This is a genomic window from Streptomyces sp. ISL-11 (assembly GCF_018614525.1).
Taxonomy (GTDB): Bacteria; Actinomycetota; Actinomycetes; order Streptomycetales; family Streptomycetaceae; genus Streptomyces.
Map to the genome: position 1 here is coordinate 1 of NZ_JAGGOL010000009.1, position 23,913 is coordinate 23,913.

Genomic DNA, 23,913 nt, shown 5'->3' on the forward strand with positions numbered 1-23,913 from the left:
GGCCGGCGCTGTCGCCGCAGGCGGCCGCCCAGGCACCGGCCGCGACCAGGCCGGTACCGGCCGCCAGCAGCTGCCGCCGATCCAGGCCGGCGCGCGGTATTCGGCCCGCGCCCCCGTCCGTGCCCGCCGTGTTGTCCGTGGTCCCGCCCACGCGTCCGCCCCTGGCCATACCGATCCGCCACCCCACTGCCGCTGTTCGCCGACGCTTCTCGTCGTCCGGCGTCTAGACAGATGGCGTACCCAGGTAGCCGGTTCCCTCACTTCGCTCCGCGACGTGTGTGGCGGCGTCCTCGCGGGCGAGGGAGCGGGCGCGGCGGGCGGGGCCGCGCCAGCCGCAGGTACAGCGGGCGGTGCAGAACGAACCGGTCTCGCTGGTGCTGGTCGAGTGGGCCGCGGGGAGACCCGCGGCGGCTGGGTCGGACACGCGACCACGCTACCGGGCCGTGACGGTGGCACCGGCGCGGTCGTTGACCGTTACGGGTTCCACAGCGCGGTGGCAGGGGGCTGGCAGAACATGGTGGTGCGGCGGCACGGATGCAGAGGCGCGGTCCTCGGCCATGTGGTGGCGAGCGGCCTCGCCCTGGGAATGCTGGTCTCCGGCTGTGCGACGCGGGTCGTGGTCCCCGACGGGGCCGGGCTGCGCGACGGGCTGCGGAGCAGCCTGAGCAGCCAGGCGCGCCCGGCGCGCGGCGAGACCGATCCGGGCCCGGCGCGCGAGGCCGTCCGCCGTGCGGCACGGGCGCTCGCCGACGCGGGCGGCGCGAAGGTCCGTACGTCCATGGAGACGGTCAGCGGCGGCACCCGGCTCACCATCCACGGCAGCGGCGATTACGACTTCGCGCGGCCCATCGGACGGCTGACGGTGCTGGTGCCCGAGGACGCCGCCGGGGCCGTCGAACACCGGCCCATCACCGAGGTCTTCACGCCGGGCGCGCTCTTCATGAAGAATCGCGGCGCCGGTGTGCCGGACGACAAATGGGTGCGGCTCGCCACGGCTTCACTCGCCGACGGGAATCTCCTCACGAGCGGTGCCACGGATCCGCTGGCGGCGGCCGAACTGCTCGGCGGCGCACGTGAGGTGACATACATGCGGGACGAGCGGGTAGGCGGGGTCCGCGTGAGGCACTACTGGGGGACGATCGATCTCGACCGGGCCGCGCGAGCCGCGCCGGAACGGGACCGTGGGCCATTGTCGGTAGCGGCGAAAGGGTTCTCCGGCGGGACCGTCGCATTCGACGCCTATCTCGACGAACAGGGGAGACCGCGGCGGGTGCGCCACCGCTTCAGCGTGGAGGAGAGCGGACGTAACGCTTCCGTATCGCCGGCGCCCTCGATGACCGTGGTCTCGACCGTCGAACTCTACGATTTCGGCACCCCGGTCGACGTCGCTCTTCCCGCCCCCGCCGATATCTATGCGGGGAAGGTCGGTTCGCCGCGGAATTAGCGCGGCAGGGCGTAGTTGGCCATGGAAATGGTCCTTCTGTGCCATGCGCGCCATGTGTACCGATCACTACGCTGGTAAGCCGAGGAAACGAAAGACCCGAGGAGGTGAATCACGTGGTTTCGCGGCGCGGTTCGTCGGGCGGGCCGGATCCCGTGGCCCTCATCGAGATCGATCTCTACGGCGATTTGATGATCGCCGCGTCCAGCGCGGACGAGGAACGCCTCAGTCCGGACCGCATCGACGAAGTGCTGCGGGTTGTCCCGCAGGAGGCTTCGGAGGGGGACGGCGGCTGACGTCTGCGCGTCCGCGCTGCAGCCGGGGCATTCGGCCGAGCCGGGCGGCGCGGGAGTGGTGCCCTTGGCCGTCAGGCGGCCCACGCCCCGATGCCGCCGCCGTCCGCGCCCTGGGGCTCCGCCCCTGACCCCGGTGGCCTCAATCTCCCCCAGCTACCTCCCCCAGACTCCGTCCGGGGGTGCCCCCAGAGGTGCCCCCAGCCGGGCTTGATTTCCCGGCGGAGCCCCGAAGGAAGCCGGAAACCCTACGTCCGCAGCAGCCGTGCGATCGCCGCGCTCGCCTCCGCGACCTTCGCGTCGATCTCGTCGCCGCCCTTGACCGCCGCGTCCGCGACGCAGTGCCGCAGGTGCTCCTCCAGGAGCTGGAGGGCGAAGGACTGGAGCGCCTTCGTGCTCGCGGAGACCTGGGTGAGTATGTCGATGCAGTAGACGTCCTCCTCGACCATGCGCTGGAGGCCGCGGATCTGGCCCTCGATCCGGCGCAGGCGCTTGAGGTGCTGGTCCTTCTGCTTGCTGTAGCCGTGCGGGCCGTGGCCCTGGCTTCCGGCCTCCGGCTCGGCCGCGGTGTGGCAGGACGCCGCGGCCGGCTCGGTGGTGCCCGTCGCTCCGGTTTCCGTGGTCGTCATGGCGTCGTCCTCCGTCGTACCGTCGCGGCCCCGGCGGGGTCCGCGGGCCGGGGATTCACCCCTGTCGTTGCGTATACCCCACTCGTATACCCCCGACGGGTATATGGTACAGAACTTTGCCGCCGGTCGCGGTACCTGGCTTGCCGAGCACTCTGCCCGATGGGCGACACTGAGGGAATGCCAGTTAGCTGTGGCTGGGTGATGCGCCTAGCATCAACGAGACCGAATCCGCTGCACCCCGAGGATCCCACGTGCGCTTTCGTCTGACCCCCAGGGAGACGAGCTTCTACGACATGTTCGCCGCCTCCGCGGACAACATCGTCACGGGCTCCAAGCTCCTGATGGAACTGCTCGGAGCGGACACGTCCGCCCGGGCCGAGATCGCCGAGCGGATGCGGGCAGCGGAGCACGCGGGTGACGACGCGACGCACGCGATCTTCCACCAGCTGAACTCCTCCTTCATCACGCCGTTCGACCGCGAGGACATCTACAACCTCGCCTCGTCGCTCGACGACATCATGGACTTCATGGAGGAGGCCGTCGACCTGGTCGTTCTGTACCAGGTCGAGGAACTCCCCAAGGGCGTCGAGCAGCAGATCGAGGTCCTCGCGAGGGCCGCCGAGCTGACCGCCGAGGCCATGCCGAACCTGCGGACCATGACAAACCTCACGGAGTACTGGATCGAGGTGAACCGGCTGGAGAACCAGGCGGACCAGATTCACCGCAAGCTCCTCGCCCAGCTCTTCAACGGCAAGTACGACGCCATCGAGGTTCTCAAGCTCAAGCAGATCGTGGATGTGCTGGAGGAGGCGGCCGACGCTTTCGAGCACGTCGCCAACACGGTCGAGACCATCGCGGTCAAGGAGTCCTGACCCCCGGTGGACACCTTTTCTCTCGTCGTGACCATCGCGGTCGCGCTCGGCTTCACCTATACCAACGGCTTCCACGACTCCGCGAACGCCATCGCGACCTCGGTCTCCACGCGGGCGCTGACCCCGCGCGCGGCCCTCGCGATGGCGGCGGTGATGAACCTCGCGGGTGCCTTCCTCGGCAGCGGGGTCGCCAAGACCGTCAGCAAGGGTCTGATCGAGACGCCGGTGGGCGACAAGGGGATGGGCATCCTCTTCGCGGCCCTGGTCGGCGCGATCGCCTGGAACCTGATCACCTGGTACTACGGCCTGCCGTCGTCCTCCTCGCATGCCCTGTTCGGCGGCATGGTGGGCGCGGCACTCGCCGGCGGCACGACCGTCATCTGGTCGGGCGTCGTCGAGAAGGTCGTCATCCCGATGTTCCTCTCGCCGTTCGTCGGCCTGATCATCGGCTATCTGGTGATGGTCGTGATCATGTGGATGTTCCGCAGGGCCAACCCGCACAAGGCCAAGCGGGGCTTCCGGATCGCCCAGACGGTGTCCGCCGCCGGCATGGCGCTCGGCCACGGCCTGCAGGACGCACAGAAGACCATGGGCATCGTGGTGATGGCCCTGGTCATCGGTGATGTGCAGGACAAGGACGCGGCGATCCCGCTCTGGGTCAAGCTGGCCTGTGCGATCACGCTCTCGCTCGGTACGTACGCCGGTGGCTGGCGGATCATGCGGACGCTCGGCCGCCGCATCATCGAGCTGGACCCGCCGCAGGGCTTCGCCGCCGAGACGACGGCCGCCTCGGTCATGTACACGGCGTCGTTCATGTTCCACGCGCCGATCTCCACCACGCACGTCATCACCTCCGCGATCATGGGTGTCGGCTCCACGAAGGGCTCCCGCGCGGTGCGCTGGGGCGTCGCGAAGAACATCGTGATGGGCTGGTTCATCACCATGCCGGCCGCGGCGCTGGTCGCCGCGTTCAGCTACTGGATCGTGAACCTGGCGTTCGGCTAGCGGCCGTACGCACCCGGAAGACGGACGGGCCCGCCCCCTGGTACGAACAGGGGGCGGGCCCTTCGCCTTGCGGCGGCACCGCCATGCAGCGCCGCAAGGCGGTATGGGGGTTTACCCGAAGCGGCCCGAGATGTAGTCCTCGGTGGCCTGCACGGACGGGTTGGAGAAGATCCGTTCCGTGTCGTCGATCTCGACCAGCTTGCCCGGCTGGCCGACGCCCGCCAGGTTGAAGAAGGCCGTACGGTCCGACACGCGCGCGGCCTGCTGCATGTTGTGCGTGACGATGACGATCGTGAAGCGTTCCTTCAGCTCGCCGATCAGGTCCTCGATGGCCAGGGTGGAGATCGGGTCGAGGGCCGAGCAGGGCTCGTCCATCAGCAGGACCTGCGGCTCCACCGCGATCGCCCGGGCTATGCACAGCCGCTGCTGCTGACCGCCGGAGAGGCCCGCTCCCGGCTTGTTCAGCCGGTCCTTGACCTCCTTCCAGAGGTTGGCGCCCTTGAGGGACTTCTCGACGACGCCGTCCAGCTCGGACTTGCGGAGCCGGCCGCCGTTGAGGCGGATGCCGGCGGCCACGTTCTCGTAGATCGACATGGTCGGGAAGGGGTTCGGCCGCTGGAAGACCATGCCGACCGTGCGGCGCACGGAGACGGGGTCCACGCCGGCGCCGTAGAGGTTCTCGTCGTCCAGCATCACCTTGCCCTCGACGCGGCCGCCGGGGGTGACCTCGTGCATGCGGTTCAGGGTGCGCAGGAAGGTGGACTTGCCGCAGCCGGAGGGGCCGATGAAGGCGGTCACGGAGCGGGGCTCGACGGTCATCGAGATGTCCTCGATGGCCTTGTGGGTGCCGTAGTAGGCGTTGAGGCCGCCGACATCGATGCGCTTGGCCATGGAAATCACTGCTTCTTTCGTAAATCCCGTGACCGCGGTCAGCGGCCGGCGGTCTGCGGGGCCTTCCAGCGGGCGATGCCGCGGGCCACCAGGTTGAGGATCATGACGAAGGCGATGAGGACGAGTGCCGCCGCCCAGGCGCGGTCGTAGCTGGCCTCGTTGCCGGCCGCCCACTGCTCGTAGATGTAGTACGGCAGGGACGACTGGGCTCCGTCGAAGGGGTTGTTGTTGATCACCTGGGAGCCGAAGACCAGGAGGACGATGGGGGCGCTCTCGCCCGCGATGCGGGCGACGGCGAGCGTCACACCGGTCGCGATGCCGCCGATGGCGGTCGGGAGGACCACCTTCAGGATCGTGCGCCACTTGGGCACGCCGAGGGCGAGGGACGCCTCGCGGAGCTCGTTCGGCACCAGCTTCAGCATCTCTTCGGTGGAGCGGACCACCACCGGCATCATCAGGATCGCCAGGGCCATCGCCCCGGCGAAGCCGGAGTAGCCGAAGTCCAGCATCAGGATCCAGAAGCTGAGGATGAACAGACCCGCCACGATCGACGGGATGCCCGTCATGACGTCCACGAAGAACGTGACGACCTTGGCGAGCCGGCCGCGCCCGTACTCCACGAGGTAGATCGCGGTCAGCAGGCCGACCGGGGCCGCGATGGCGGTGGCGATGCCGACCTGCTCCAGGGTGCCGATGATCGCGTGGTAGACGCCGCCACCGGGCTGGATGGTCAGGACACCGGCCATCGAGTGGGAGAGGAAGGCGCCGTCGAGGACCTTCGCGCCGCGCGAGACCGTCTCCCAGCCGAGGGAGACCAGCGGTACGACGGCCAGCAGGAAGCAGATCCACACCAGGCTGGTGGCCAGGCGGTCCTTGGCCTGCCGGCGGCCCTCGATACGGGCGGCGAGCGCGTACGTCCCGCCGACGAAGAGCACCGCGGCGATCAGGCCCCACTGGATCCGGCTGCTCAGGCCCGCCCCGGCGCCGATGCCGACGCCCACGGCGGCCGCGCCGAGCGCGACGGCGGGGGTGGCCCAGCGCGGCAGCCGGGGCTGGCGCAGGGTGGTGCGGGGCAGCGGCGCGCTGTCGGCGACCAGCGGCTTTTCCATGGTCACGTCGCTCATTCCGAGTACTCCTTGCGACGCGCGATGATCATCCGGGCCGCGCCGTTGACCAGCAGGGTCAGGACGAACAGCACGAGGCCGGAGGCGATCAGGGCGTCCTTGCCGATCTCACCGGACTCCTTGAAGCTGCTCGCGATGTTCTGGGCGAACGTGCCGCCGCCCGGGTCGAGCAGGCTGCCGCTGATCAGGAAGCTGGGGGAGAGGACCGTGGCGACGGCCATGGTCTCGCCGAGCGCGCGGCCCAGGCCCAGCATCGAGGCGCTGATGACACCCGACCGGCCGAAGGGGAGTACGGCCATCCGGATGACTTCCCAGCGGGTCGCGCCGAGTGCCAGCGCGGCCTCCTCGTGCATCTTCGGCGCCTGGAGGAAGACCTCGCGGCTGACGCTGGTGACGATCGGCAGGATCATGATCGCCAGCAGGATGCCGATGGTGAAGAGCGAGCGGGCGGCACCGTCGTGGTAGGCGAGGACGCCGGTCCAGCCGAAGTAGTCGTCGAGCCAGCTGTAGAGACCGCCGAGGTGCGGCACCAGGAAGAGGGCGCCCCACAGGCCGTAGACGATGGACGGCACGGCGGCGAGCAGGTCGATCACGTACGCGAGCGGGGCGGCCAGCTTGCGGGGCGCGTAGTGCGAGATGAAGAGCGCGACACCGATGGCGACCGGCACCGCGATGACCATCGCGATCAGCGAGCTGACGATCGTGCCGAAGGCCAGGACCGCGATGCCGAAGACCGGCGGGGTGGCGTTGGCGCTCCACTCGAAGGTGGTGAAGAAGTTGCCCTCGTTGTGCGAGAGGGCGCTGGTGGCCCGGACGGTGAGGAAGACCGCGATCGCGGCCATGATCACCAACAGCAGGAGGCCGGACCCGCGCGAGAGGGCGAGGAAGATCCGGTCGCCGGGGCGGGTGGCCGCCTTCGCCTGGTCGACGGGGGCCTGGTCGCGTGGCAGGGGCGGCGGGCCCGCTGCCTGCGTGGGTATGTTCATGGGTTTCTCCGGTCTGCGGAGGCGGCCGCCGGGGCCGGCGCTCCTGGCGCGGCGGTGCACCGGACGGTGCGGCCGGGGGCCCGGACGGGGCCCCGGCCGCACACGGGTCAGGAGAGGCTCGCGACGTTCTCGCGGACCTTCTTGGCGATCTCGGCGGGCAGCGGGGCGTAGCCGAGGTCCTTGAGGACGGACTGGCCGTCCTCACTGGCGATGTAGGTCAGGAAGGACTTGGTGGCGGCGAGGGTGTCGGCCTTGTTGCCCTGGTCGCCGACGACCTCGTACGTCACCAGGGTGATCGGGTAGGCGTTCTCGGCCTTGGTGGCGTAGTTGAGCTTGAGGGCGAGGTCCTTGCCGGTGCCGGTGATCTTCGCCTCGGCGATGGCCGTGGAGGCGTTGGCGGAGGTGGCCTCGACCGGGGTGGCGGCGCCGGTGTTGAGCTTCACGGTCTTGATGCTGTTGGCGGTGGCGTAGGAGAGCTCGAAGTACGAGATGGCGCCCGGGGTCTGCTTCACCTGCGAGGAGACGCCGGCGGAGCCGTCGGCGGACTGGCCGCCCTTGGCCTTCCACGCCTTGGCGGGCTCGTACGGCCACGACTTGTCGGCGGCGGCCTTGAGGTACTTGGTGAAGTTGTCCGTGGTGCCCGACTCGTCCGAGCGGTGGAACGGCTGGATCTTGAGATCCGGAAGCTTGGCGTCCTTGTTGAGCTTGGCGATCGCCGGGTCGTTCCACTTCTCGATCTTCGCGTCGAAGATCTTGGCGAGGGTGTCGGCGTCCAGGACGAGGCTGTCCACGCCGGGCACGTTGTAGCCGACCGCGATGGGGCCGCCGACCAGCGGCAGGTTGATGCCCTGGCCGCCCTTGACGACGTCCTTGGACTTCGCGACCTCCTCCGGCTTGAGCGCCGAGTCGGAGCCCGCGAAGGCGGTCTTGCCCTGGAGGAACTCCTGGATGCCCGCGCCCGAACCGGTGGGCTTGTAGTTGATCTGGATGTCCTTGCAGGCCGCCATGAAGTTCTTGACCCACAGGTCCATGGCGTTCTTCTGCGCGGACGACCCCGAGGCCAGCAGCTGGCCCTTGCCCTCGCACTTGATGTTGCCGGCGGCCTTGGTGGAGCCACCGCCGGTGGAGCCGCCGCCGCTGTTGTCGTCCGAGCCGCACGCCGTGAGGACCAGGGCGCCGGAGACGGCGATGACGCCGAGAGTGGCGGCACGGAGCCGGTTCTTGCGCTGAAGCTTCACTTTCGGGTGTTCCTTCCGGGAGCCGCCGCTGGGGCGGCGTGCGAGAGGTGATGGTGCTTGATGTTCCCCGTCGGGCGTCCGTGCCGGGGTGTCCGCTCGTAGGGCTGCCGTACGGCCTTCCGCACGGCGTTCGTACAGCCTTCGTACGGCTTCCGTTCGAGTGAGGGCCATCCGGACGGTGTGGCCCGCACCCTCTGTCCTCGAAATTAGGCAGGACAGGTGAAGGGGTCGATGGGTCAGAGTGAACGGAGGGTGAACCTCACCCGTCAGGGTGGTGGCCCGCGGAGCCGGTCGTGCGCAGGCTGACGGAACGGCTGATTCCGTCCAGAGTGTGACGCAGATCTCTGTCGGTTTGTCGCCTGGCGTGACAGCATCCGTTCCTTGCGTGACGGCATGTCGGACGTGGGGCGGACGCCGCGGAGGTGGCCTGTGAGGCGGTACGGCAGGGGTGCGGGCGGACGCCCGGGTGACGGCGCGGGCGCGGTCGCGGGCCGGTACGTGATCACGACGACGGCGCTGCTGTGCGTGGCGGCCGGCGTGGTGGCCGCGCCGGGTGTGGCGTACGCGGACCCGCAGCCGCCGCCGCGCAGCCTGGAGGACGTCCACAAGGAGGTGGAGAGCCTCTACCGCAAGGCGGAGGCGGCCACGGACGCCTACAACGCGGCGGACGAGGCGCGGCGCGAGCAGGAGAAGTCGATCCTGGGGATCGCCCGCTCGGCCGCCGCCGCCCAGGAGCGGATGAACCGGCTCAAGGACCAGGCGGGCGCCCTGGCCCGCGCCCAGTACCGCGACGGCGGCATGCCGCCGCAGGCGCGGCTCTTCCTCTCCTCGTCGCCCGAGACGTTCCTCGACGGCATCTCCCTCACCCACAAGGGCCAGGCGGCCACGCGCGGGGTGATGGCCCAGGTCGCCGCCACGCAGAAGACCCTGGACGGCTACGCCAAGGCCGCGAGCGAGCGCTGGAAGACGCTGGACGGCGAGCGGAAGAAGAAGGAGAACGCGAAGAAGGAGATCGAGACGAAGCTGTCCGCCGCCCAGGCGCTGGAGTCGCGCCTGGAGGCGAAGGAGCGGGAGCGGCTGAAGCAGCTGGAGGAGGAGCGCGCCCGGCAGGCGCAGAACAAGTGGCTCGCCTCCGACGCCGTGAAGGGCCTCAAGGGCTCCGGCGCGGCCACCGCCGACGGCAAGCGGGCCGTCGCCTTCGCGACCGCCCAGATGGGTAAGAACTACGTCTGGGGCGCCGAGGGCCCGGACACCTACGACTGCTCCGGGCTGACCCTCAAGGCGTGGGCGGCCGCCGGGCGCGCGATACCGCGCACCTCGCAGGAGCAGTGGCGCCAGCTGCCGAAGGTGGACGTGAAGGACATGCGGCCGGGCGACCTGATCATCTACTTCGCGGACGCCAGCCACGTCGCGATGTACGTGGGGGACGGCGCGATGGTGCACGCGCCGCGGCCGGGGCGGCAGGTGACCATCGCGGGGGCGGGGTCGATGCCGATCCTGGGCGTGGTGCGGCCTGGGTGAGCTCACGGTGTCCGGCGGTCAGCGGGGCGGGAGGGCTTCGCCGAACGCGTCGTACGCCTCTTCGCCGAAGAGGACGAAACGGACTTCGGTGATGCCGGAGTCCGCCGCTTCCGCGAGTGTCTCCGTGACCGTACGGACCGCGATGCGGGCGGCGTCGGCGAGCGGCCAGCGGTAGGCACCCGTCGAGATGGCGGGGAAGGCGACCGTACGGGCGCCGAGCTCGCCGGCGACGCGCAGTGACTCGCGGTAGCAGGACGCGAGGGTCGCCGAGCGGTCCTCGTCGCGGGAGTAGACCGGGCCCACCGTGTGGATGACCCAGCGGGCGGGCAGCCGGCCGGCGGTCGTGGCGACGGCCCGGCCCGCGGCCAGCCCGCGCCCGTACCGCGAGGCGCGCAGCTCGCGGCAGGCGGCCAGGACGGCGGGTCCGCCCTTGCGGTGGATGGCGCCGTCGACACCGCCTCCGCCCAGCAGGGAGCTGTTCGCGGCGTTCACCACGGCGTCGACGTGTTGATCTGTGATGTCTCCCCGGACCAGCGTGATGAATGTCATTCCATGATTGTTCCAGGACGCGCCAAATGCCGCCCCGGCGAGGGCATATGACAGCGGCGAGTGGCTCCGTTCCATTCCGTTCGACCGTGCCTGACGCTAGTGTCGCGTTCGGTACTCGCCGGTCGGCGGGGGCCGATCCCCGGGGGGAACGGAAGGAAACTTCGCCATGCCCGTACCCGCGCCGAGGCCCGCGGAACCGTCCGCGACCCCGCCCGACGCCGGGCTGACCCTCCTGGTGATCGAGGGTGACCCTGGTGGGTCGCTGTCGGTCCCGGTGCCGGAAATGGCTGATATGCCCGGACTGGCCGGCAGGCCGGTCCGCATCCGTACGGCCCGCAACCTCACCGAGGCGGAGCGGCTGCTCACCGATGACGTCGACTGCATCCTTCTCGACCTCGCCCTGTCCCTCACCGACGGCGCCCCCGAGGGCTGCCCGGACGACGAGCTGGCCGCGCTCCGCGAGGTGCTGCGGCTCGCCCCGCGCCACGCCGTCCTCGCGCTGACCGCGGAGGCCGACGCCGAGCGCGCGGCCGAGGCGGTGCGCGTCGGGGCGCAGGACTACCTCTTCCGCGACGAGCTCGACGGCCGGGTGCTCAGCCGGGCCATCCGCTACGCCGTCGAACGCAAGCGCGCCGACCTCGCCCAGCGCCAGCTCACCGAGTCCCGGCTGCGCGCGCAGGAGAACGCCCGGCTGGAGCGCGGCCTGCTCCCCACGCCGCTGCTCGCGGGCTCGGGCCTGCGGTTCGCGGCCCGTTACCGGCCCGGCCGCAGCCGCGCCCTGCTCGGCGGCGACTTCTACGACACGGTGCGCACGCCCGACGGCACCGTGCACGCGATGATCGGCGACGTCAGCGGCCACGGCCCGGACGAGGCGGCACTCGGTGTCGAACTGCGCATAGCGTGGCGGGCCTTGACCTTCGCGGGGCTGTGCGGCGACGAGCTGCTCGCCACGCTCCAGCAGGTGCTGGAGCACGAACGCGCGGACGAGGAGACCTTCGCGACGCTGTGCGCCGTCGACATCTCGCCGGACGGCCGCCGGGCCGGCCTGAGCCTGGCCGGTCACCCGGCACCGCTGCTCGTACTCCCCGGCACCACCCCGCGGTTGCTGCCGCAGGAGGACGGCGGCCCCGCGCTCGGCCTGCTCCGGCGCGCCCGCTGGCCGCGCCGCCAGGTCGAACTCGGCGGCCGCTGGAGCCTGATGATGTACACCGACGGCCTGATCGAGGGCAAGGTGGGAGCCGGTTCGGAGCGCCTGGGGCAGGAGGGCATGGTCGAACTGATCGCCGGTCAGGTGCGCGACGGCCTGCGCGGCGAGGAGCTGCTGGAAGCGGCGGTGACGCGGGTGCGGGAGCTCAACGGCGGGGAGCTGACGGACGACCTCGCGGTGCTGCTGCTCTCCCGGGGCGGCGCGGAGAGCCGCGACGGCGGCGAGAGCCGCGAGGGCCGGGACGGGCGGAGCGCGTACGGGGAGCGGGCCGAACGGGCCGACGGCGGGCGTGAGGAGGGCGGGCGGGCCGCCATTCCGGCGCAGGCGAAGGGGCCGGTGGCTGCGGCTGCTCAGGTCGCTCCCGCGGTGACGCGGGCGTCGAGCGGGTAGGGCCGGAGACCGTCGGTTTTCGGGCCTCCGCCTCAGCGGCGGCCGTTGTACGGACCGTACGGCCCGTCCGAGCTGGAACCGCCGCCGCGGCGGCGGCGGGGGCCGCGCCTGCCCCCCGCCTGCTTCAGGGCGGGCCGCACGTCCACGACGTAGACGATCGTGGCGATGAGCCCGATGATCGGCAGGAAGCTGAGGATGCCCATGAAGGCGTTCACGGCGGCCGCGATGCCCAGGATGATCAGCCAGAACGGCTTGGACTGCTTGTCGGCGGCGCGGTACGCGTCCTCGCGGTGCAGAGCGGCGTTGATGAACGCGAAGAGGCTGAAGGCGAGCAGCCCCAGGGACACCCAGGACATGACCTTGCCGAATCCCTCTAGCAGCACGTCGCCTCACCTCATGCTCTTGCCGGCTGTCTCCCGGGCCGCCCGGCCGGCGGCCTCCCGCCACCGTACCGGGAGAACGGCCCGGGCACCGGAAAGGTGCCCGGGCCGTTCCTGAACGCAGCGGGTGGTTACTCGTCGCCCGTCTTGGTGTCCGCCTTCTTGGCGGCGGGCTTGCGGGCGACGGGCTTCCGCGCGGCGGGCTTGTCGGCGTCGGTGCCCGCGTCGGCGGTGGCCGGCTCCTCGGTGGAGGGCTTGTCGGTCGCGGTCGTGGTCGCGGGCTTGTCGCTCTCCGGTTCGATGGCGACGGCGATGTCCGCGACCTCCTCGGCGGCCTCGCCGCGCCAGGTCTTCACGGCCTCCCGGCCGCGCTCGGCCAGCTTCTCGTACTGCTCGCCGGCCCGCGCCGCCACACCGACGGCCTGCCCGACGCCCTGGAGCGCCAGGTCCTGGGCGGTCTGGCTCAGCTTCTTGAAGTCGGTGTCGAGGGCACCGGCGATCTCGGAGAACTTCGCGGTCACGGTGGCCTGGGCCTCCTTGGCCCGCTGGGTCACCTTCTCCTGGACGGCCTTCGGGTCGGTCTTCTTCAGCTGCTCGAACCGCTCGGGAGCCTCGGCGACGAGCTGCCCGATCTTCTCGGCGGTGAGGTCGGCGGCACCGGCCGCGGCGTACGCGGTGTCGGTGGCGACCTTGCGGATGTCTTGCGTGGTGGCCATGGCGATGGTCTCCCGGATCAGCTCGAAGGTTTGCTGTCGTCGTCCGTCGCGAGCCCGTTCTCCTTGCGGAAGGACTCGTAGATCTGGAGCAGCGCCTGCTTCTGCTGCTCGTTGATCGAGGGGTCGGCGAGGATCACACTGCGGACCTCCGCCTCGTCCCGGTCCCGCTCGTCGAGGATCCCGGCCTGTACGTACAAGGTCTCGGCGGAGATCCGCAGCGCCTTGGCGATCTGCTGCAGGATCTCGGCACTCGGCTTGCGCAGGCCGCGCTCGATCTGGCTCAGGTACGGGTTGGACACCCCGGCGGCATCGGCGAGCTGCCGCAGCGTGAGCTGCGCGTTGCGGCGCTGCTCCCGCAGGTACTCGCCGAGATTGCCGACGTTGAGTGATGCCATGCGGACGATGCTGCCCGAGCTCGCTAACTTTTGCAAGCAGGTGCTTGCAAAAGTTTGGCGAAGCGGTGTGACTGAGCACGCTAGATGGCCAGTTTCCAGATCTGTTGGCCAATCCGAGCAGACGAGTTGGCCAGCCGGGTCTGGCCCCAGTGGGCGCTGGCCAGGATGAACGACCCTCGCTGCCTGCCGGGTCTGATCGACCTGATAGCCAGCGCTCGGTTCGGCTTCGCGACAGCTTCCGCCGGATACCCCTTGCGGTCCCCTCGCTCCACGAAGTGCTGGGACACCCCTCGGACCACACCTAGGCGCTTTTGCCCGCGCTGCGCGACCAGCTCGACACCACCACGGACGGCCCCTTGCCCAACCGGTTCTGTCAGGTACTCGCGGATCGGGGGCCCCTGGCCAAGGTGGCGGTCCCACAACTACTCGGCCTGCTGGAGGACGATAGAACCTGGACCGCGGCGGCGACGGCCCTAGGAGGAATCGGCATGGCGGGGAACGGCGCACGGGATCTGCTGCTCAGCCGATCGAGTACCGGCGGGGCCCAGGCCGATCTCGCGGCCTGGGCGTACTGGTAAGTCGGTAGAACGCCTGAAGCAGCACTGGACGTACTCGAACGAGCCGCCACGGAAGGCCGGATCCGGCATCCTGTCCTGCGTAAACTCGCCGACCTCGGCCCGCATGCCGCCCCCTTCGCGGACCAGTTCCGGGTATTGACCGCCGACACCGAGCCGCTCAGGGGGCGTCGTGGATCTGTGCGAACTTTGGAGAAGAGTGCATGAAGATCATCTCCTTCTTTAACCATAAGGGTGGCGTCGGAAAGACCACCCTCGTCTATAACATCGGCATCGCTTTGGCGAAAAACAAGCGTGTGCTCTTCATTGACGCTGACGCGCAGGCCAACCTGACAAGTGCCGCCCTGCCGGTAGCTGATGTTGAGACATTGTTCAATTCGGGCAGGACGATCTATTCGTGCCTTCGACCTGTAGTCGAGGGGTCAGGTCCCCTGAAAGTGATTCGCCCCGTACAGGTCAGGGATTCCGCTTGGATCCTTCCGGGGGACATTCGGTTGAGCGATTATGAGGAATTCGCCCCCACTGGATGGACCGAAGCTCTCGCGGGACAACCTCGCGGATTCCAGGTGAGTACGGCCATCTATCGCCTCATTAGAGATATCGCTTCCCAGGTATCGGCCGATTACGTCTTCGTCGATCTTGGCCCGAATGTCGGAGCCCTTAACCGAAATGTCATCATCGGCTCGACTGGGTTCGTTGTCCCCCTTGCCCCGGACTTGTTCTCCTTGACGGCCCTCCCGAGCGTTGGAAAGAGCGTTGCCAACTGGATCGATGAGTGGGGTACGGCAAAGAGGGCAGCAGAAAGAAAGGATCTATCCTTTGATTTCGAGCTTCCGCCTGGACTGCCAAGCCCGCTCGGCTACGTAAGTCAGCAATTCACTGTATATCGAGACCAGCCAGCCGAAGCATATAAGCACTGGAACGAACGAATGCCCGCCGCTTACCAGTCGGGAATTGTGGAATCCTTGGCTAGGGTGGGATCACTCGCTCCTTCATCTGCTGCATCGATTGGAGAAGTCTCCAACCTTTCGAGCTTGGTTCCCATTGCTCAACGAACGCATAAAGCAGTGTTTGAGCTGAACGGGAGCGAGGCGCGGGGTGCGCATTACACTCGCGCGCGTAACGCCGTCAATCTCTTCAGTTCCCTCGCCGATGAGATTTCTTCGCGTGCTGACGAAATTGCAGGCAGGTAGAGATGCTGATTGCCCTCGACACGAACCTGCTACCCAGGCAGGGGAAGGTTCAGAGCGTTGCCATCGCCACACTACTTCGCGTTGCCCCCGCTCTTAATGCAACCGTCGCCATACCTCGCGTTGTCCTCGCTGAATCAATTAATGCCAGACGGCAAGAGGCGCAAGAGGCGATCGATCAACATAGCGCGGCGGTATCGAACCTTGCGAAGTACTGTGAAGTGGATTCGTACTACGTTCCTTCGCTGGACGTGATCGTAGGTGAATGGAGAGAGGGGCTGGAGGCTTCATTTGCCATTCTTGAACTGGATGGAGAGGATGCCGTTGAGGCTCTGGAACGCGAGGCCCTGAGGAGGAAGCCGGCCAAATCAAATGGCACGGGCGCTCGCGATTCGGCAATTTGGCTGTGCGTCAAGAGGGAGCACTTCAAGCAGGTCGGCGACACGCATTTTGCCTCAGGCAATACGGACGACTTTGCGGCCTCAAAGCGTGATCACTCGTTGCATCCAGATCTCGCTGAGGAACTAGGTGAACGACTCTCTGCTTTTCACTATCACACGAGTGTCGAGTCCGTAATCGCGGCTCTCTGCTCGCGCACGAAGGTCTCGATTACTACAGAATCATTCCCGGATGACGTACTTCTGTCAATCATCGACCAGGTCGTCGGACATGAAGAGTTGAATAAGTTCACCGAGTTTTCTGGTCGAAGCCCCGAAGATTTCGGCCCGATTGAGTCTCTAGAGTTCACTGAAGTCAACGTTCGCGGTGCATACTCCGCCGCAGGGATTACCGTAGGCTTTCTTTCCGCCTCATTTGAGATGCCGTTCGCCCCCGAAGTGCATGAAACGCTCGGAACCTCGGCGTCGGGCAGGCTGGGGGGCTGGTTTGCGCTATCTAGCGACGGAGAAGTAGTAGAATTTGACGTGACCCTGTTGAGGAGCCTGTCTTACGTGAGGCCCTGGGAAGCGGAAGATGAAACGCTCGACGACCTAAACTGAATTTGAATGAGTGATGTCGGTCTGGTGTGTCAGTCAGCTGTCCATGAACAGACCGGTTCCGGCGAGACATCCGTCGACCAGGTGGGGCCGGTACTGGATCTGCTTGAGGCTGCGCTTCACGGCCCTGGCCATCTGATCGAGGTTCACTGCGGCGAGGTTGCCGATGGCCCGCTTGACCAGGGCCCAGATGCCTTCCTAGGGGTTGAGGTCCGGCGCGTAGGAAGGCATCTGGAAGACAGTCAGCCAGTCGCCGTTCGCCTCGGTGAACGCTCTCATCTGCGGCATCAGGTGAGCGCGCAGGTTGTCCCAGACAACCCGGACACCGGCTCCAGTCGGGAGTCCAACCACTTCGGCCCCTCGATTTTCAGGCTGGTGATCGCCGAACTGCCTCTGCCACGACAACCGCCGGAACCTCCCCGACCTGGGCGGGGAGCATTCGGCGCATCCGCCCTGAGAGGCGCGGAGTGTTCGCCAGAGTACGGACGTGGTGCCTGGCCAGCCCGGGGCGAGCCAGGAACTTGCTGGCACGGCTGGCAATGGCGTTCGGGGATCTGGCATCGAGGAACTCCGAGGCGAGGAGCATCAGACAGCCCAGAGCGTCGGAGCGGAAGGGCGGGATGTCGCATTCGGCATAGTGACCGCGGAGGAGGGGGGCGAGATAGTCCCGCTCGGCCGCTTGCCCTTCGCATTCGCGCCAGCAGAGATAGGGTTCGACACTCCGGCGGTGAGCAGAGCCGACCAGGGAGTGGGGAAACGCTGCCTGGATGAGGCGGGCAACCACCCGCAGGTCGGTGAAGTAGGTCGGGGCGCTTACCCGACGGCCAAGGCTCTGAGGCCGAGGATGGGTACCGTCCAAGATCTGGTCCAGTTGGGTTTGCAGCGTGATCAGAAGGGGCGTGGAGCGTCCGGCAACCACCACAGCCCGGGAGACGTCCACTCGGGCACCGCAGTAGACGCCGTCGCGCCATCGGCCGCTTCGGCAGGTGGCGGGGTGTACGGGCATTCCGTTGGGCGTGGGGATGAGTGTCGTCTGGTAGATCGGATGTCTGCCAGGCCCCGCCGTACCGCTCTTGCACTGGCGGATCAGCCGTTCCTTCGTACGCATGGTTACCTTCGAGCGGTGCAGGCACTCCGCGTGCACGGCCTCAATGGCCTCCGCGAGCCGCTCGTCGACCTCTCTCTCCCGCCCGGATGCCATCAGCTGACGGCCGTATCCGCGCAGCCCCTCCGGGTGGACACGGCACTCGTCGGCGATCCGGCGCAGGGTTCGTTCACTGACATACTCCAGGCCCAGCAGAGCGGTTTCTTCTGAGGCGAGCCGGCGCAGTTCACCCACCTTGGTGCGGAAGCGCTCCAGGCGGTTCGTCGTTCTCGGGTCGTACTCCGGACGCGGCTCACCCGGCGCCGGACAACCGGGATCCCCGCTGCGGAACCCGCAGTCCGCCTCCAGCGCGTGCGCTACCCGCAGCCGCATCCGCTCGAAGTCCGCGTCATCGAGGTCTTCCACGCGCGGGCTCTGGCCCGGGCGCCCGCTCCTCGGCATCCGGACGGCATCCAGCAGCTGCCCCGCTGTGCACGCCCACTGCCGCCCAGTCTCGCTCACCAGCACTACCGTCCCGGTGGCAGGGCTCAGCTCCTTCACCACCCAGACGCCGTCATCGAGCAACAGCTTGGTTCCCGGCATCAGTTCCAACTGCTGGGCATGCCCGTTCACGCTCGCCTGCCCGAACGACAAACAATCGAGGCATCACGCAACGGGCTGGCCAAGTCGACCCCGAGACGCCGCTCCCACAACAGACGCAGCGCATGCGCCCGCGCCATCACCGGCAGCTCGACCGACTCAACGAGCTCCCTGAACGGCACAGGCTTCTCTGCCGCATCCCACAATTGCCGCTCGATTCCATACGGGTCCTCCAGCGGACGCCGCTGGGCCGAGATCGTCTCCAGACCGGTGATCACGTTCTCCTGCCACCCGGTCACCACGTCGTAGCGCCCAAGCCGAGGCAAAGGCCGCCTCCCGCGCGGCAGCAAAACTCTCAACGTCCTCCGGCTTGATGAGCCGGCGTGGCCGGACGTCGATCAGCCAGCAGCCGTCCCGAAGGAGCACCAAGAAGTCCGGGGTGTGCTGACGGCTGCGGACCAACCCAACGAACCGCAGCCGGAACGGCTGCGGCAACACGTCCCGGATCCGGCCTGCGAAGTCGAGCGCGAGCAGGAAACGCTGCTCTTCCAGGCTCGAACCCATGATGGCGACCGGTGGAGAGCATGTACTGAAGCCCCGGCCTATGCCGCTGACGCGCCCGCCAGCTGAACTGCCGCACCGGCTGCGCTCGTGCCAGCGGGACCGTACCGAGATGGGGCAGGCTGCACACCACCTTCGTACCGGCGATGCGCCACTCCGCCGACCACCGGTCGCTCGTCGCCAGCCCGGAGCACTCTGCGGTGAAGCCCTCGAAGAGATCACCCAGCACGCAGGACTGCGACCACAGCCGACCGCCGTCGTGCACTGGGACAGAGCCGTTCGTGTGCATGGTTCCAGAGCGCCAGAACTGGACCCGCCCGTCACCAGCCCCCACCGAGATGCCACCCGTACAGGGCTGAAGCACCTTGTTTCGGCTGTGCTACCGAGCCTGGCCAACTAGATTGGAAATTTCGGCCATCCGCCGTGCTCAGTCACAGCGGAGGGGGTCTGTTGTGCCTCGTCACGCTAACTGTCGCGTTTGCACGACAACCGGCGTCGGCCTTGGTCGCCATGCCGGAGCCACCCCCATTCCGAGCGGTGCCAACTGTCAGACCTCACCGCTAGCGTGTGGACATGGAAGCGGCTGACCAGGCGGACAAAACGAAGCGCCGGAAGGCGATTGAAACCGAGTTCAGACGACTCGAAGAGAGCGCGATGTACAGCGCTCAAATGCAGTTCGAACAGACGAAGCAGTGGAGGAGCGTCAACCTGGCCTTGGGATTGCCTGCCACTACCCTCGCCGCAGTGGCGGGCACCACAGCGCTCGTTGAATCGACCGGTCGCGTCGCCGCCGGCATCCTGGCCCTTGTCTCGGCAGGCTTTGGAGCCATCCTGACGACGGTCAACGCCTCGCACCGGATGAATCAGGCCGCAGCGGCAGCGAACGCCTACCTGGAGATTCAGACTGCCGCCCGCCAGGCGCGGGAGATCGACCTCATCACCTGGTCGCCCGACGACGCCCGTGCCGCTCTGGCTGAGCTGACCGCTCGACGTGACGAGCAGAACAAGACGGCAGAACCACCGAACCGCCGCTCCTACCGCAAGGCGAAGGCCAACATTCAGTCGGGCGGCCAGTCCTACGCCGTCGACGAGGCACACTCACACCAGAACAGCAGGTAATCCAATGCCGCGATCCGTACCCGAGGGGTTCGACGTCTTCCTGTCCCGACTCGTCCCGCTGGCATCACAGCGGGAAGCAGCAGCCAAGCATCGGTCCCGAGTCGAGTCCTCGCTCAGCAACGCGCTCGGCATCCATCTCTTTCGGGAGATCGGCTCATCGTTCAGTCATGGAACCGGCGTACGAGACCACTGCGATGTCGACCTGTTGGTCAGCATCAAAGGAGAACGCCCCAACAGCCCCGACACTGCGCTTGGGCGGGTGAAGTCGGCCCTACAGACTAGTTTCCCGTACACCGAGGTCGCCATCCGCAAGCCGACCGTCGTAGTCAAGTTCGCTCAGGGGATGGAGACCTGGGAGGTCCTCCCCGGGTTCATCACCTCCCGCGGTAGCCAGAATATGCCGGTATATGACATCCCGGGCGCCGCAGGCGGCTGGATGGATACCGCACCGACCGCGCACTTGGCCTACGTCAACGAAATCAACAACCTGCCTGGCATCGCAGGGGGAGCCAAGAAACTGGCTCGCCTGGCCAAGGCGTGGAAGTACTACAACGAGGTGCCCATGTCCTCGTTCTATCTGGAGATGAGGGCAGCGCGATACATGTCGACACAGTCACCATTCGTGCCCGTATGGGATGTATGCGGCTTTTTTGAGCATCTGCACTCGATCCAGTTGGCGGCGATGAACGACCCCAAGGGGAACGCCGGGAGGTTCTCCGCATACTCGGCGCCAGCCGAAGGCGCAGAGGCCCTTTCCAAGTTGGCCAACGCTGCCAGCCGTGCTCGGAGGGCGCTCGCCGCCCACAACAGCAGCGACGCGGCAACCGCGTTCCACAACCTTGATCTTCTGTTCGGGGGGGAGATTCCCCTCACGCTGACCAGTACCACCAGCCTGCGTGCGACCGACCCTGGCTTCTTCACTTCCTGCTCATCGAGGTGCCAACCTGGCCGCAGGGAGGCGACACGCCGCCAGGCAACTCGCCTGCAGTACTGTGATCATCACCCTGCGGGGCGGCATATCTGTGTGCTACCCCTGACGTCATGAGCTCTGATGTGAACGACAGGGTCCGCCCTGGAGACCTGCCGGCGATGGCCTTCACGATTCTCTCGGAGGCGTTCTTCGATGATCGGGGACGTTCGGTTTCCTTCCATCTGCGGGACAAGCGAAACACCCAGGATGACCCGTTCGACGAGTACGTCACCGATCTGCTCCACGAGCAGTTGCCGGCGGAGGTCATCGTTCTCCGGGCAGATAAACCCTTGGTCAGCCCCGACGCTGTCATTGCGAGTCCAGAGGAGTACGAGCTCCTGAGGGCAGGTGGGGTCGACTACGACCCCGGAGCGATCTTCGGCCTCGAGGTCAAGAAGGTCGACCTGGGCAGGAACGGGAAGCCCGCCCGTTCCACGGGTCTCGACTACAACAGCACCCCGCCATGCGCAACCGTCCGTGTGTATGCCGAGGACGGCAACGAGATCCGCATCCCTGGTTTCTACCTGTTTGTCGCTCTTGAGGGAAACGAAGAGGGCGGCATGGTGCAAGTGCATTCGATGGCTCTGGTGGCCGGTGCCGCCCTTAATAAAGATGTGGATCTCTACGACCGCATCACGGGAACGCGAACCAAGCAGATTGGACTCGGTACTTACGGTGACGGAGCAAACCGGGTACGGCCGATGCTGCTCTTCTCCAACCCGCTCGGCTGGGAATGGATGCTCGGCGCGGCAACGCTCATCAGCGAGCGCAACGACCTTGCAGACTACCAGTCTCTTGCTCACGTACGCGACATGACCCGCACCGTCTCGCCAGGAGTGTTCGAGCTCTTCCACTGTTACCGGCTTGCCAAACTTTCTCCCCCGGTCGAGGAGACCGCGCACGACCCCTTCCCGCAGCCATCGAAGCGAAAGGAGGAGACAGCTCAGCGGGGCCGGTTCGGGATCGATCTGCGAACACTCACCCTCGGTTAGAGCGCGCGTCGAGAGCGGCGGCGGCGGCAGCAACCGCCTCTCCGGCTTCCGCCGCCAGCTCCTCAACAGACAGCGAGTTTCCGGGCACGGTATGCAGCGCGAGGACAGAGCCCCTAACCACGGATTCGACGTCCGCATAACCGACCTTAACGCCAGCCTCCTTGCACTCACGCAGCGCGATAATGGCACGCTCCCTCACCGCCTCTACCGAGCACGCCTCGGACCCCATGTGTCCGATCAGCCGGCACACCACAATCGAATCCAGGTTTGACGGATCGGCCGCACTTGACTTGATGGCGCTCGTGCTCATTTCTGCCTTGACAGGCTGTACTGCGGTAATGACCAATCCCGCGTTCTCCAATGCCTTGACCAGCTCAACCCATCCCGCAATCCGAGCCTGATGGAAGGTGAACGCAAGCAGACCATTCGGCTTAAGGAGTCGGGCACACTCCTTCCATACGGCGGCAATGGCATGGCCAAACTCGGCGGGATCTGCAGATTGGACTTCCTCTGCATGGCGTGTGGTGATGACGTCTGCCGGATAGCTCTCGAATGGCCGGAGCTGTCGAAGCCATACATGGAAGAAGTCGGCGAGTTCGCTGTAGTGGACGTTATCCATGAACGGGGGGTCAGTGATGACCAGATCTACTGACGCATCTGGGAGATCGAAGGATGCCGATGATCCATAGTGAACGTACGCACTCGTACTCCCCTGCTCGAAGGACTCAGCGTCACCGATCTCTAGCGAAAGGGGCTGCGATAGCCCAAAGACGCGCTCCGAGTTATCACCCACGGGCACGAGATCATGCGGAGCACGCTTGTACTCCCACGCGCGGATGATGCGAGACTGATAGAGCGTCGAGAAGGCGCCAGAGGATGCGGGAGTGCCCCAGGGATGCGCTTCAAGCGGAGTCCGTTCGGGCTTTAGGGCATGGTTGGAGAACATGTGCCGGACGGCACCAGTCCCTTCCCCCTTGAACGAGCAGAATAGGTTATTGAATTCCAGTACGCCAGAGAAGAGTGCAGCCAGGGCTTCGCGCTCCGGTCCGGGTTCAAGGTCGCGGATAGCCTTGCCAAGCAACCCAAGGCTGTAGAGCTGACGAGCGTTGAAGAACTGGCGCCACTCGCGATAGTTCCAGCGGATCGCCTGTCGGGTGTTATGGCCGTCATCCAATGTGCCGACTGGCAGTACGAGCTCCTTGCCTCGCTCCTCAAGCAGCTTCTCAGCCTTCGCGTAAAGCGCGAGGTCGAAGTCGTCGATGGGTTCGTACAGCCGCGATCCGTCTGCAGCAAGCACTTGTTTCGCGTACATGCGGAGCCGCGGAGGCTGCCCCCCCAAAGCGTCGATGACTTTCGCCGAGTGGCCCTGGGAACAAGTCATGGTCGCGCGGTTGACCGGGCCAGCGAGGTCTGAGACTTGGCTGCAGGAAGAACATGTCAGCTGCTTATCTTTCACCACATCGACGATTGCAATGGCATGACAGTGCGGACACGTCGCCTTGCTTGCCGGATACTTCTTCGGATAGGCGTGTTGAGCAAAGACGTACCGACTGAATAGCTCCACGGGCGGCGCGTCCGGAGGGCATTGGGGACACTGGGCGAGGGCGACCCAGAAGTAGTAGAGGACGGGCCGACCACGCTTGTCCCTGTGCAACTGATCGATTTCGGAGCGGACCTGAGACTCCACTTGCTTAAATGCACGGTCCAGTCGGGCACGATCCCAAGGAGCCAGCGCCTGCCGCTGAACCAGCGTCGCCACCGGGTTAATGTCCCTGCCAATCACTCGCGCCCCGAGCTTTGCTGCCTCTGCGAGCGTCGTCCCGGAGCCGGCAAAGGGGTCGCAGACAGTAAGACCATCGAGCCGAAGCGCATTGCTGTAGCACTCGATGGCATCTTGCTCATCCTGCGCAACAGCTGCGGCTAGGATCCCACGGAAGACAGAGCCAAGCCGTTGCGCCCACCACTTGTGAGTGTGCGTGGCCGGTCGGTGCACCTCCTTGCGCCAGGACTCCCGCTCGGCCGCAGCCGACACGATCCCGGCAGGGAAAGCCGTCTCCAGCGCTGCCACCGCAGGGATCGAACTCCGAACGATCGACGTCGGGCCGTCTTCCGTAGCGCTGAAGATGCTTTCCTGCTCGAAGACCGTCATTCATACCTCCAGGTTCCGTTCAAGTATCCCTGGACTCCGCT

The 23,913-nt window shown here is 67.0% G+C and carries 25 protein-coding genes; 11 read left to right on the forward strand and 14 right to left on the reverse strand.

All coding sequences use genetic code 11. The annotated features are described in order from the left end of the window. Positions 1–223 precede the first annotated feature (223 nt). The gene (locus J7E86_RS01960) at positions 224–424 is read right to left on the reverse strand and encodes a hypothetical protein (RefSeq protein WP_215079103.1); all 201 of its coding nucleotides are present in this window, start codon (positions 422–424) and stop codon (positions 224–226) included. A gap of 90 nt (positions 425–514) precedes the next feature. On the opposite strand from J7E86_RS01960, the gene J7E86_RS01965 reads away from it, so the two are divergent. Next, complete coding sequence (locus J7E86_RS01965; RefSeq protein ID WP_215079105.1) at positions 515–1,444, forward strand: hypothetical protein; 930 nt, start codon at positions 515–517, stop codon at positions 1,442–1,444. 113 nt (positions 1,445–1,557) lie between these two features. Further along, positions 1,558–1,737, forward strand: a complete 180-nt coding sequence (locus J7E86_RS01970) for a hypothetical protein (protein WP_215079107.1) — start codon at positions 1,558–1,560, stop codon at positions 1,735–1,737. Positions 1,738–1,982: 245 nt separating this feature from the next. On the opposite strand, the gene J7E86_RS01975 is transcribed toward J7E86_RS01970, so the two are convergent. Continuing rightward, positions 1,983–2,363 (reverse strand): metal-sensitive transcriptional regulator, encoded by a 381-nt coding sequence (locus J7E86_RS01975; protein ID WP_215079109.1) that lies wholly within the window; start codon positions 2,361–2,363, stop codon positions 1,983–1,985. A 251-nt stretch (positions 2,364–2,614) separates the two neighbouring features. On the opposite strand from J7E86_RS01975, the gene J7E86_RS01980 reads away from it, so the two are divergent. Together J7E86_RS01980 and J7E86_RS01985 are read left to right on the forward strand one after the other, a co-directional pair. Next, positions 2,615–3,235 (forward strand): DUF47 domain-containing protein, encoded by a 621-nt coding sequence (locus tag J7E86_RS01980; protein ID WP_116213255.1) that lies wholly within the window; start codon positions 2,615–2,617, stop codon positions 3,233–3,235. A 6-nt stretch (positions 3,236–3,241) separates the two neighbouring features. Further along, complete coding sequence (locus tag J7E86_RS01985) at positions 3,242–4,240, forward strand: inorganic phosphate transporter (RefSeq protein WP_215079111.1); 999 nt, start codon at positions 3,242–3,244, stop codon at positions 4,238–4,240. 111 nt (positions 4,241–4,351) lie between these two features. Here J7E86_RS01985 and pstB read toward each other — a convergent pair whose 3' ends face one another. The 4 genes from pstB to pstS form a co-directional block, all read right to left on the reverse strand. Further along, a complete protein-coding gene (pstB, locus tag J7E86_RS01990; RefSeq protein ID WP_215079113.1) occupies positions 4,352–5,131 on the reverse strand; it encodes a phosphate ABC transporter ATP-binding protein PstB in 780 nt (259 codons plus the stop codon). A 38-nt stretch (positions 5,132–5,169) separates the two neighbouring features. Further along, the gene (pstA, locus tag J7E86_RS01995) at positions 5,170–6,255 is read right to left on the reverse strand and encodes a phosphate ABC transporter permease PstA (protein ID WP_215079114.1); all 1,086 of its coding nucleotides are present in this window, start codon (positions 6,253–6,255) and stop codon (positions 5,170–5,172) included. Beyond that, entirely contained in the window at positions 6,252–7,241 is a 990-nt protein-coding gene (gene pstC, locus J7E86_RS02000) for a phosphate ABC transporter permease subunit PstC (protein ID WP_215079116.1), read from the reverse strand. Before pstC ends, pstA begins: the two co-directional genes overlap by 4 nt. Before the next feature lie 107 nt (positions 7,242–7,348). Beyond that, complete coding sequence (pstS, locus tag J7E86_RS02005) at positions 7,349–8,479, reverse strand: phosphate ABC transporter substrate-binding protein PstS (RefSeq protein WP_215079118.1); 1,131 nt, start codon at positions 8,477–8,479, stop codon at positions 7,349–7,351. 429 nt (positions 8,480–8,908) lie between these two features. Between pstS and J7E86_RS02010 the strand changes: the two genes are divergently transcribed. Continuing rightward, positions 8,909–10,000, forward strand: a complete 1,092-nt coding sequence (locus J7E86_RS02010; protein ID WP_308312436.1) for an NlpC/P60 family protein — start codon at positions 8,909–8,911, stop codon at positions 9,998–10,000. A gap of 18 nt (positions 10,001–10,018) precedes the next feature. On the opposite strand, the gene J7E86_RS02015 is transcribed toward J7E86_RS02010, so the two are convergent. Beyond that, a complete protein-coding gene (locus tag J7E86_RS02015) occupies positions 10,019–10,549 on the reverse strand; it encodes an O-acetyl-ADP-ribose deacetylase (protein ID WP_215079120.1) in 531 nt (176 codons plus the stop codon). Positions 10,550–10,715: 166 nt separating this feature from the next. Between J7E86_RS02015 and J7E86_RS02020 the strand changes: the two genes are divergently transcribed. Continuing rightward, the gene (locus J7E86_RS02020; RefSeq protein ID WP_251018543.1) at positions 10,716–12,146 is read left to right on the forward strand and encodes a PP2C family protein-serine/threonine phosphatase; all 1,431 of its coding nucleotides are present in this window, start codon (positions 10,716–10,718) and stop codon (positions 12,144–12,146) included. 32 nt (positions 12,147–12,178) lie between these two features. Here the strand turns inward: J7E86_RS02020 and J7E86_RS02025 are convergent, their stop codons facing one another. The 3 genes from J7E86_RS02025 to J7E86_RS02035 form a co-directional block, all read right to left on the reverse strand. Next, entirely contained in the window at positions 12,179–12,529 is a 351-nt protein-coding gene (locus tag J7E86_RS02025) for a DUF2516 family protein (protein WP_215079122.1), read from the reverse strand. A 128-nt stretch (positions 12,530–12,657) separates the two neighbouring features. After that, on the reverse strand, positions 12,658–13,242 hold the full coding sequence (locus J7E86_RS02030; protein WP_215079124.1) for a hypothetical protein: 585 nt from the start codon (positions 13,240–13,242) through the stop codon (positions 12,658–12,660). A gap of 17 nt (positions 13,243–13,259) precedes the next feature. Beyond that, a complete protein-coding gene (locus J7E86_RS02035; protein ID WP_215079126.1) occupies positions 13,260–13,637 on the reverse strand; it encodes a helix-turn-helix domain-containing protein in 378 nt (125 codons plus the stop codon). A 778-nt stretch (positions 13,638–14,415) separates the two neighbouring features. Between J7E86_RS02035 and J7E86_RS02040 the strand changes: the two genes are divergently transcribed. Together J7E86_RS02040 and J7E86_RS02045 are read left to right on the forward strand one after the other, a co-directional pair. After that, positions 14,416–15,405 (forward strand): ParA family protein, encoded by a 990-nt coding sequence (locus J7E86_RS02040; RefSeq protein WP_215079127.1) that lies wholly within the window; start codon positions 14,416–14,418, stop codon positions 15,403–15,405. A gap of 2 nt (positions 15,406–15,407) precedes the next feature. Next, positions 15,408–16,400, forward strand: coding sequence for a PIN domain-containing protein (locus J7E86_RS02045; RefSeq protein WP_215079129.1), 993 nt, complete (start codon positions 15,408–15,410; stop codon positions 16,398–16,400). A 195-nt stretch (positions 16,401–16,595) separates the two neighbouring features. Here the strand turns inward: J7E86_RS02045 and J7E86_RS31965 are convergent, their stop codons facing one another. Genes J7E86_RS31965 through J7E86_RS02060 form a run of 3 tightly spaced genes read right to left on the reverse strand, consistent with a single transcriptional unit; the run spans position 16,596 to position 18,359 of the window. After that, complete coding sequence (locus tag J7E86_RS31965; RefSeq protein ID WP_374223755.1) at positions 16,596–16,748, reverse strand: transposase; 153 nt, start codon at positions 16,746–16,748, stop codon at positions 16,596–16,598. 16 nt (positions 16,749–16,764) lie between these two features. After that, positions 16,765–18,114: a hypothetical protein gene (locus J7E86_RS02055; protein ID WP_215079131.1), complete on the reverse strand. Its 1,350-nt coding sequence runs from the start codon at positions 18,112–18,114 to the stop codon at positions 16,765–16,767. Continuing rightward, entirely contained in the window at positions 18,111–18,359 is a 249-nt protein-coding gene (locus tag J7E86_RS02060) for a hypothetical protein (protein ID WP_215079133.1), read from the reverse strand. The genes J7E86_RS02055 and J7E86_RS02060 overlap by 4 nt, the downstream gene beginning before the upstream one ends. 856 nt (positions 18,360–19,215) lie before the next feature. On the opposite strand from J7E86_RS02060, the gene J7E86_RS02065 reads away from it, so the two are divergent. From J7E86_RS02065 to J7E86_RS02075, 3 genes are read left to right on the forward strand one after another with little or no spacing between them, the layout of a single operon-like run. Continuing rightward, on the forward strand, positions 19,216–19,761 hold the full coding sequence (locus tag J7E86_RS02065) for an SLATT domain-containing protein (RefSeq protein ID WP_215079135.1): 546 nt from the start codon (positions 19,216–19,218) through the stop codon (positions 19,759–19,761). Positions 19,762–19,765: 4 nt separating this feature from the next. After that, a complete protein-coding gene (locus tag J7E86_RS02070; protein WP_215079137.1) occupies positions 19,766–20,806 on the forward strand; it encodes a nucleotidyltransferase in 1,041 nt (346 codons plus the stop codon). Continuing rightward, complete coding sequence (locus J7E86_RS02075) at positions 20,803–21,723, forward strand: hypothetical protein (RefSeq protein ID WP_215079139.1); 921 nt, start codon at positions 20,803–20,805, stop codon at positions 21,721–21,723. Before J7E86_RS02070 ends, J7E86_RS02075 begins: the two co-directional genes overlap by 4 nt. Here the strand turns inward: J7E86_RS02075 and J7E86_RS02080 are convergent. Beyond that, positions 21,710–23,872 carry a DNA methyltransferase gene (locus tag J7E86_RS02080; RefSeq protein ID WP_215079141.1) on the reverse strand — a complete coding sequence of 721 codons (2,163 nt, stop codon included), beginning with the start codon at positions 23,870–23,872 and terminating at the stop codon, positions 21,710–21,712. The genes J7E86_RS02075 and J7E86_RS02080 overlap by 14 nt on opposite strands. Positions 23,873–23,913: the final 41 nt, after the last annotated feature.

Bases quoted from the DNA above. Each gene is read 5' to 3' on its own strand.
- J7E86_RS01965 (WP_215079105.1), top strand. From the start codon at position 515: ATGGTGGTGCGGCGGCACGGATGCAGAGGCGCGGTCCTCGGCCATGTG.
- J7E86_RS01975 (WP_215079109.1), bottom strand. From the start codon at position 2,363: ATGACGACCACGGAAACCGGAGCGACGGGCACCACCGAGCCGGCCGCG.
- pstB (WP_215079113.1), bottom strand. From the start codon at position 5,131: ATGGCCAAGCGCATCGATGTCGGCGGCCTCAACGCCTACTACGGCACC.
- pstA (WP_215079114.1), bottom strand. From the start codon at position 6,255: ATGAGCGACGTGACCATGGAAAAGCCGCTGGTCGCCGACAGCGCGCCG.
- pstC (WP_215079116.1), bottom strand. From the start codon at position 7,241: ATGAACATACCCACGCAGGCAGCGGGCCCGCCGCCCCTGCCACGCGAC.
- J7E86_RS02015 (WP_215079120.1), bottom strand. From the start codon at position 10,549: ATGACATTCATCACGCTGGTCCGGGGAGACATCACAGATCAACACGTC.
- J7E86_RS02020 (WP_251018543.1), top strand. From the start codon at position 10,716: ATGCCCGTACCCGCGCCGAGGCCCGCGGAACCGTCCGCGACCCCGCCC.
- J7E86_RS02030 (WP_215079124.1), bottom strand. From the start codon at position 13,242: ATGGCCACCACGCAAGACATCCGCAAGGTCGCCACCGACACCGCGTAC.
- J7E86_RS02035 (WP_215079126.1), bottom strand. From the start codon at position 13,637: ATGGCATCACTCAACGTCGGCAATCTCGGCGAGTACCTGCGGGAGCAG.
- J7E86_RS02040 (WP_215079127.1), top strand. From the start codon at position 14,416: ATGAAGATCATCTCCTTCTTTAACCATAAGGGTGGCGTCGGAAAGACC.
- J7E86_RS02045 (WP_215079129.1), top strand. From the start codon at position 15,408: ATGCTGATTGCCCTCGACACGAACCTGCTACCCAGGCAGGGGAAGGTT.
- J7E86_RS02065 (WP_215079135.1), top strand. From the start codon at position 19,216: ATGGAAGCGGCTGACCAGGCGGACAAAACGAAGCGCCGGAAGGCGATT.
- J7E86_RS02070 (WP_215079137.1), top strand. From the start codon at position 19,766: ATGCCGCGATCCGTACCCGAGGGGTTCGACGTCTTCCTGTCCCGACTC.
- J7E86_RS02075 (WP_215079139.1), top strand. From the start codon at position 20,803: ATGAGCTCTGATGTGAACGACAGGGTCCGCCCTGGAGACCTGCCGGCG.
- J7E86_RS02080 (WP_215079141.1), bottom strand. From the start codon at position 23,872: ATGACGGTCTTCGAGCAGGAAAGCATCTTCAGCGCTACGGAAGACGGC.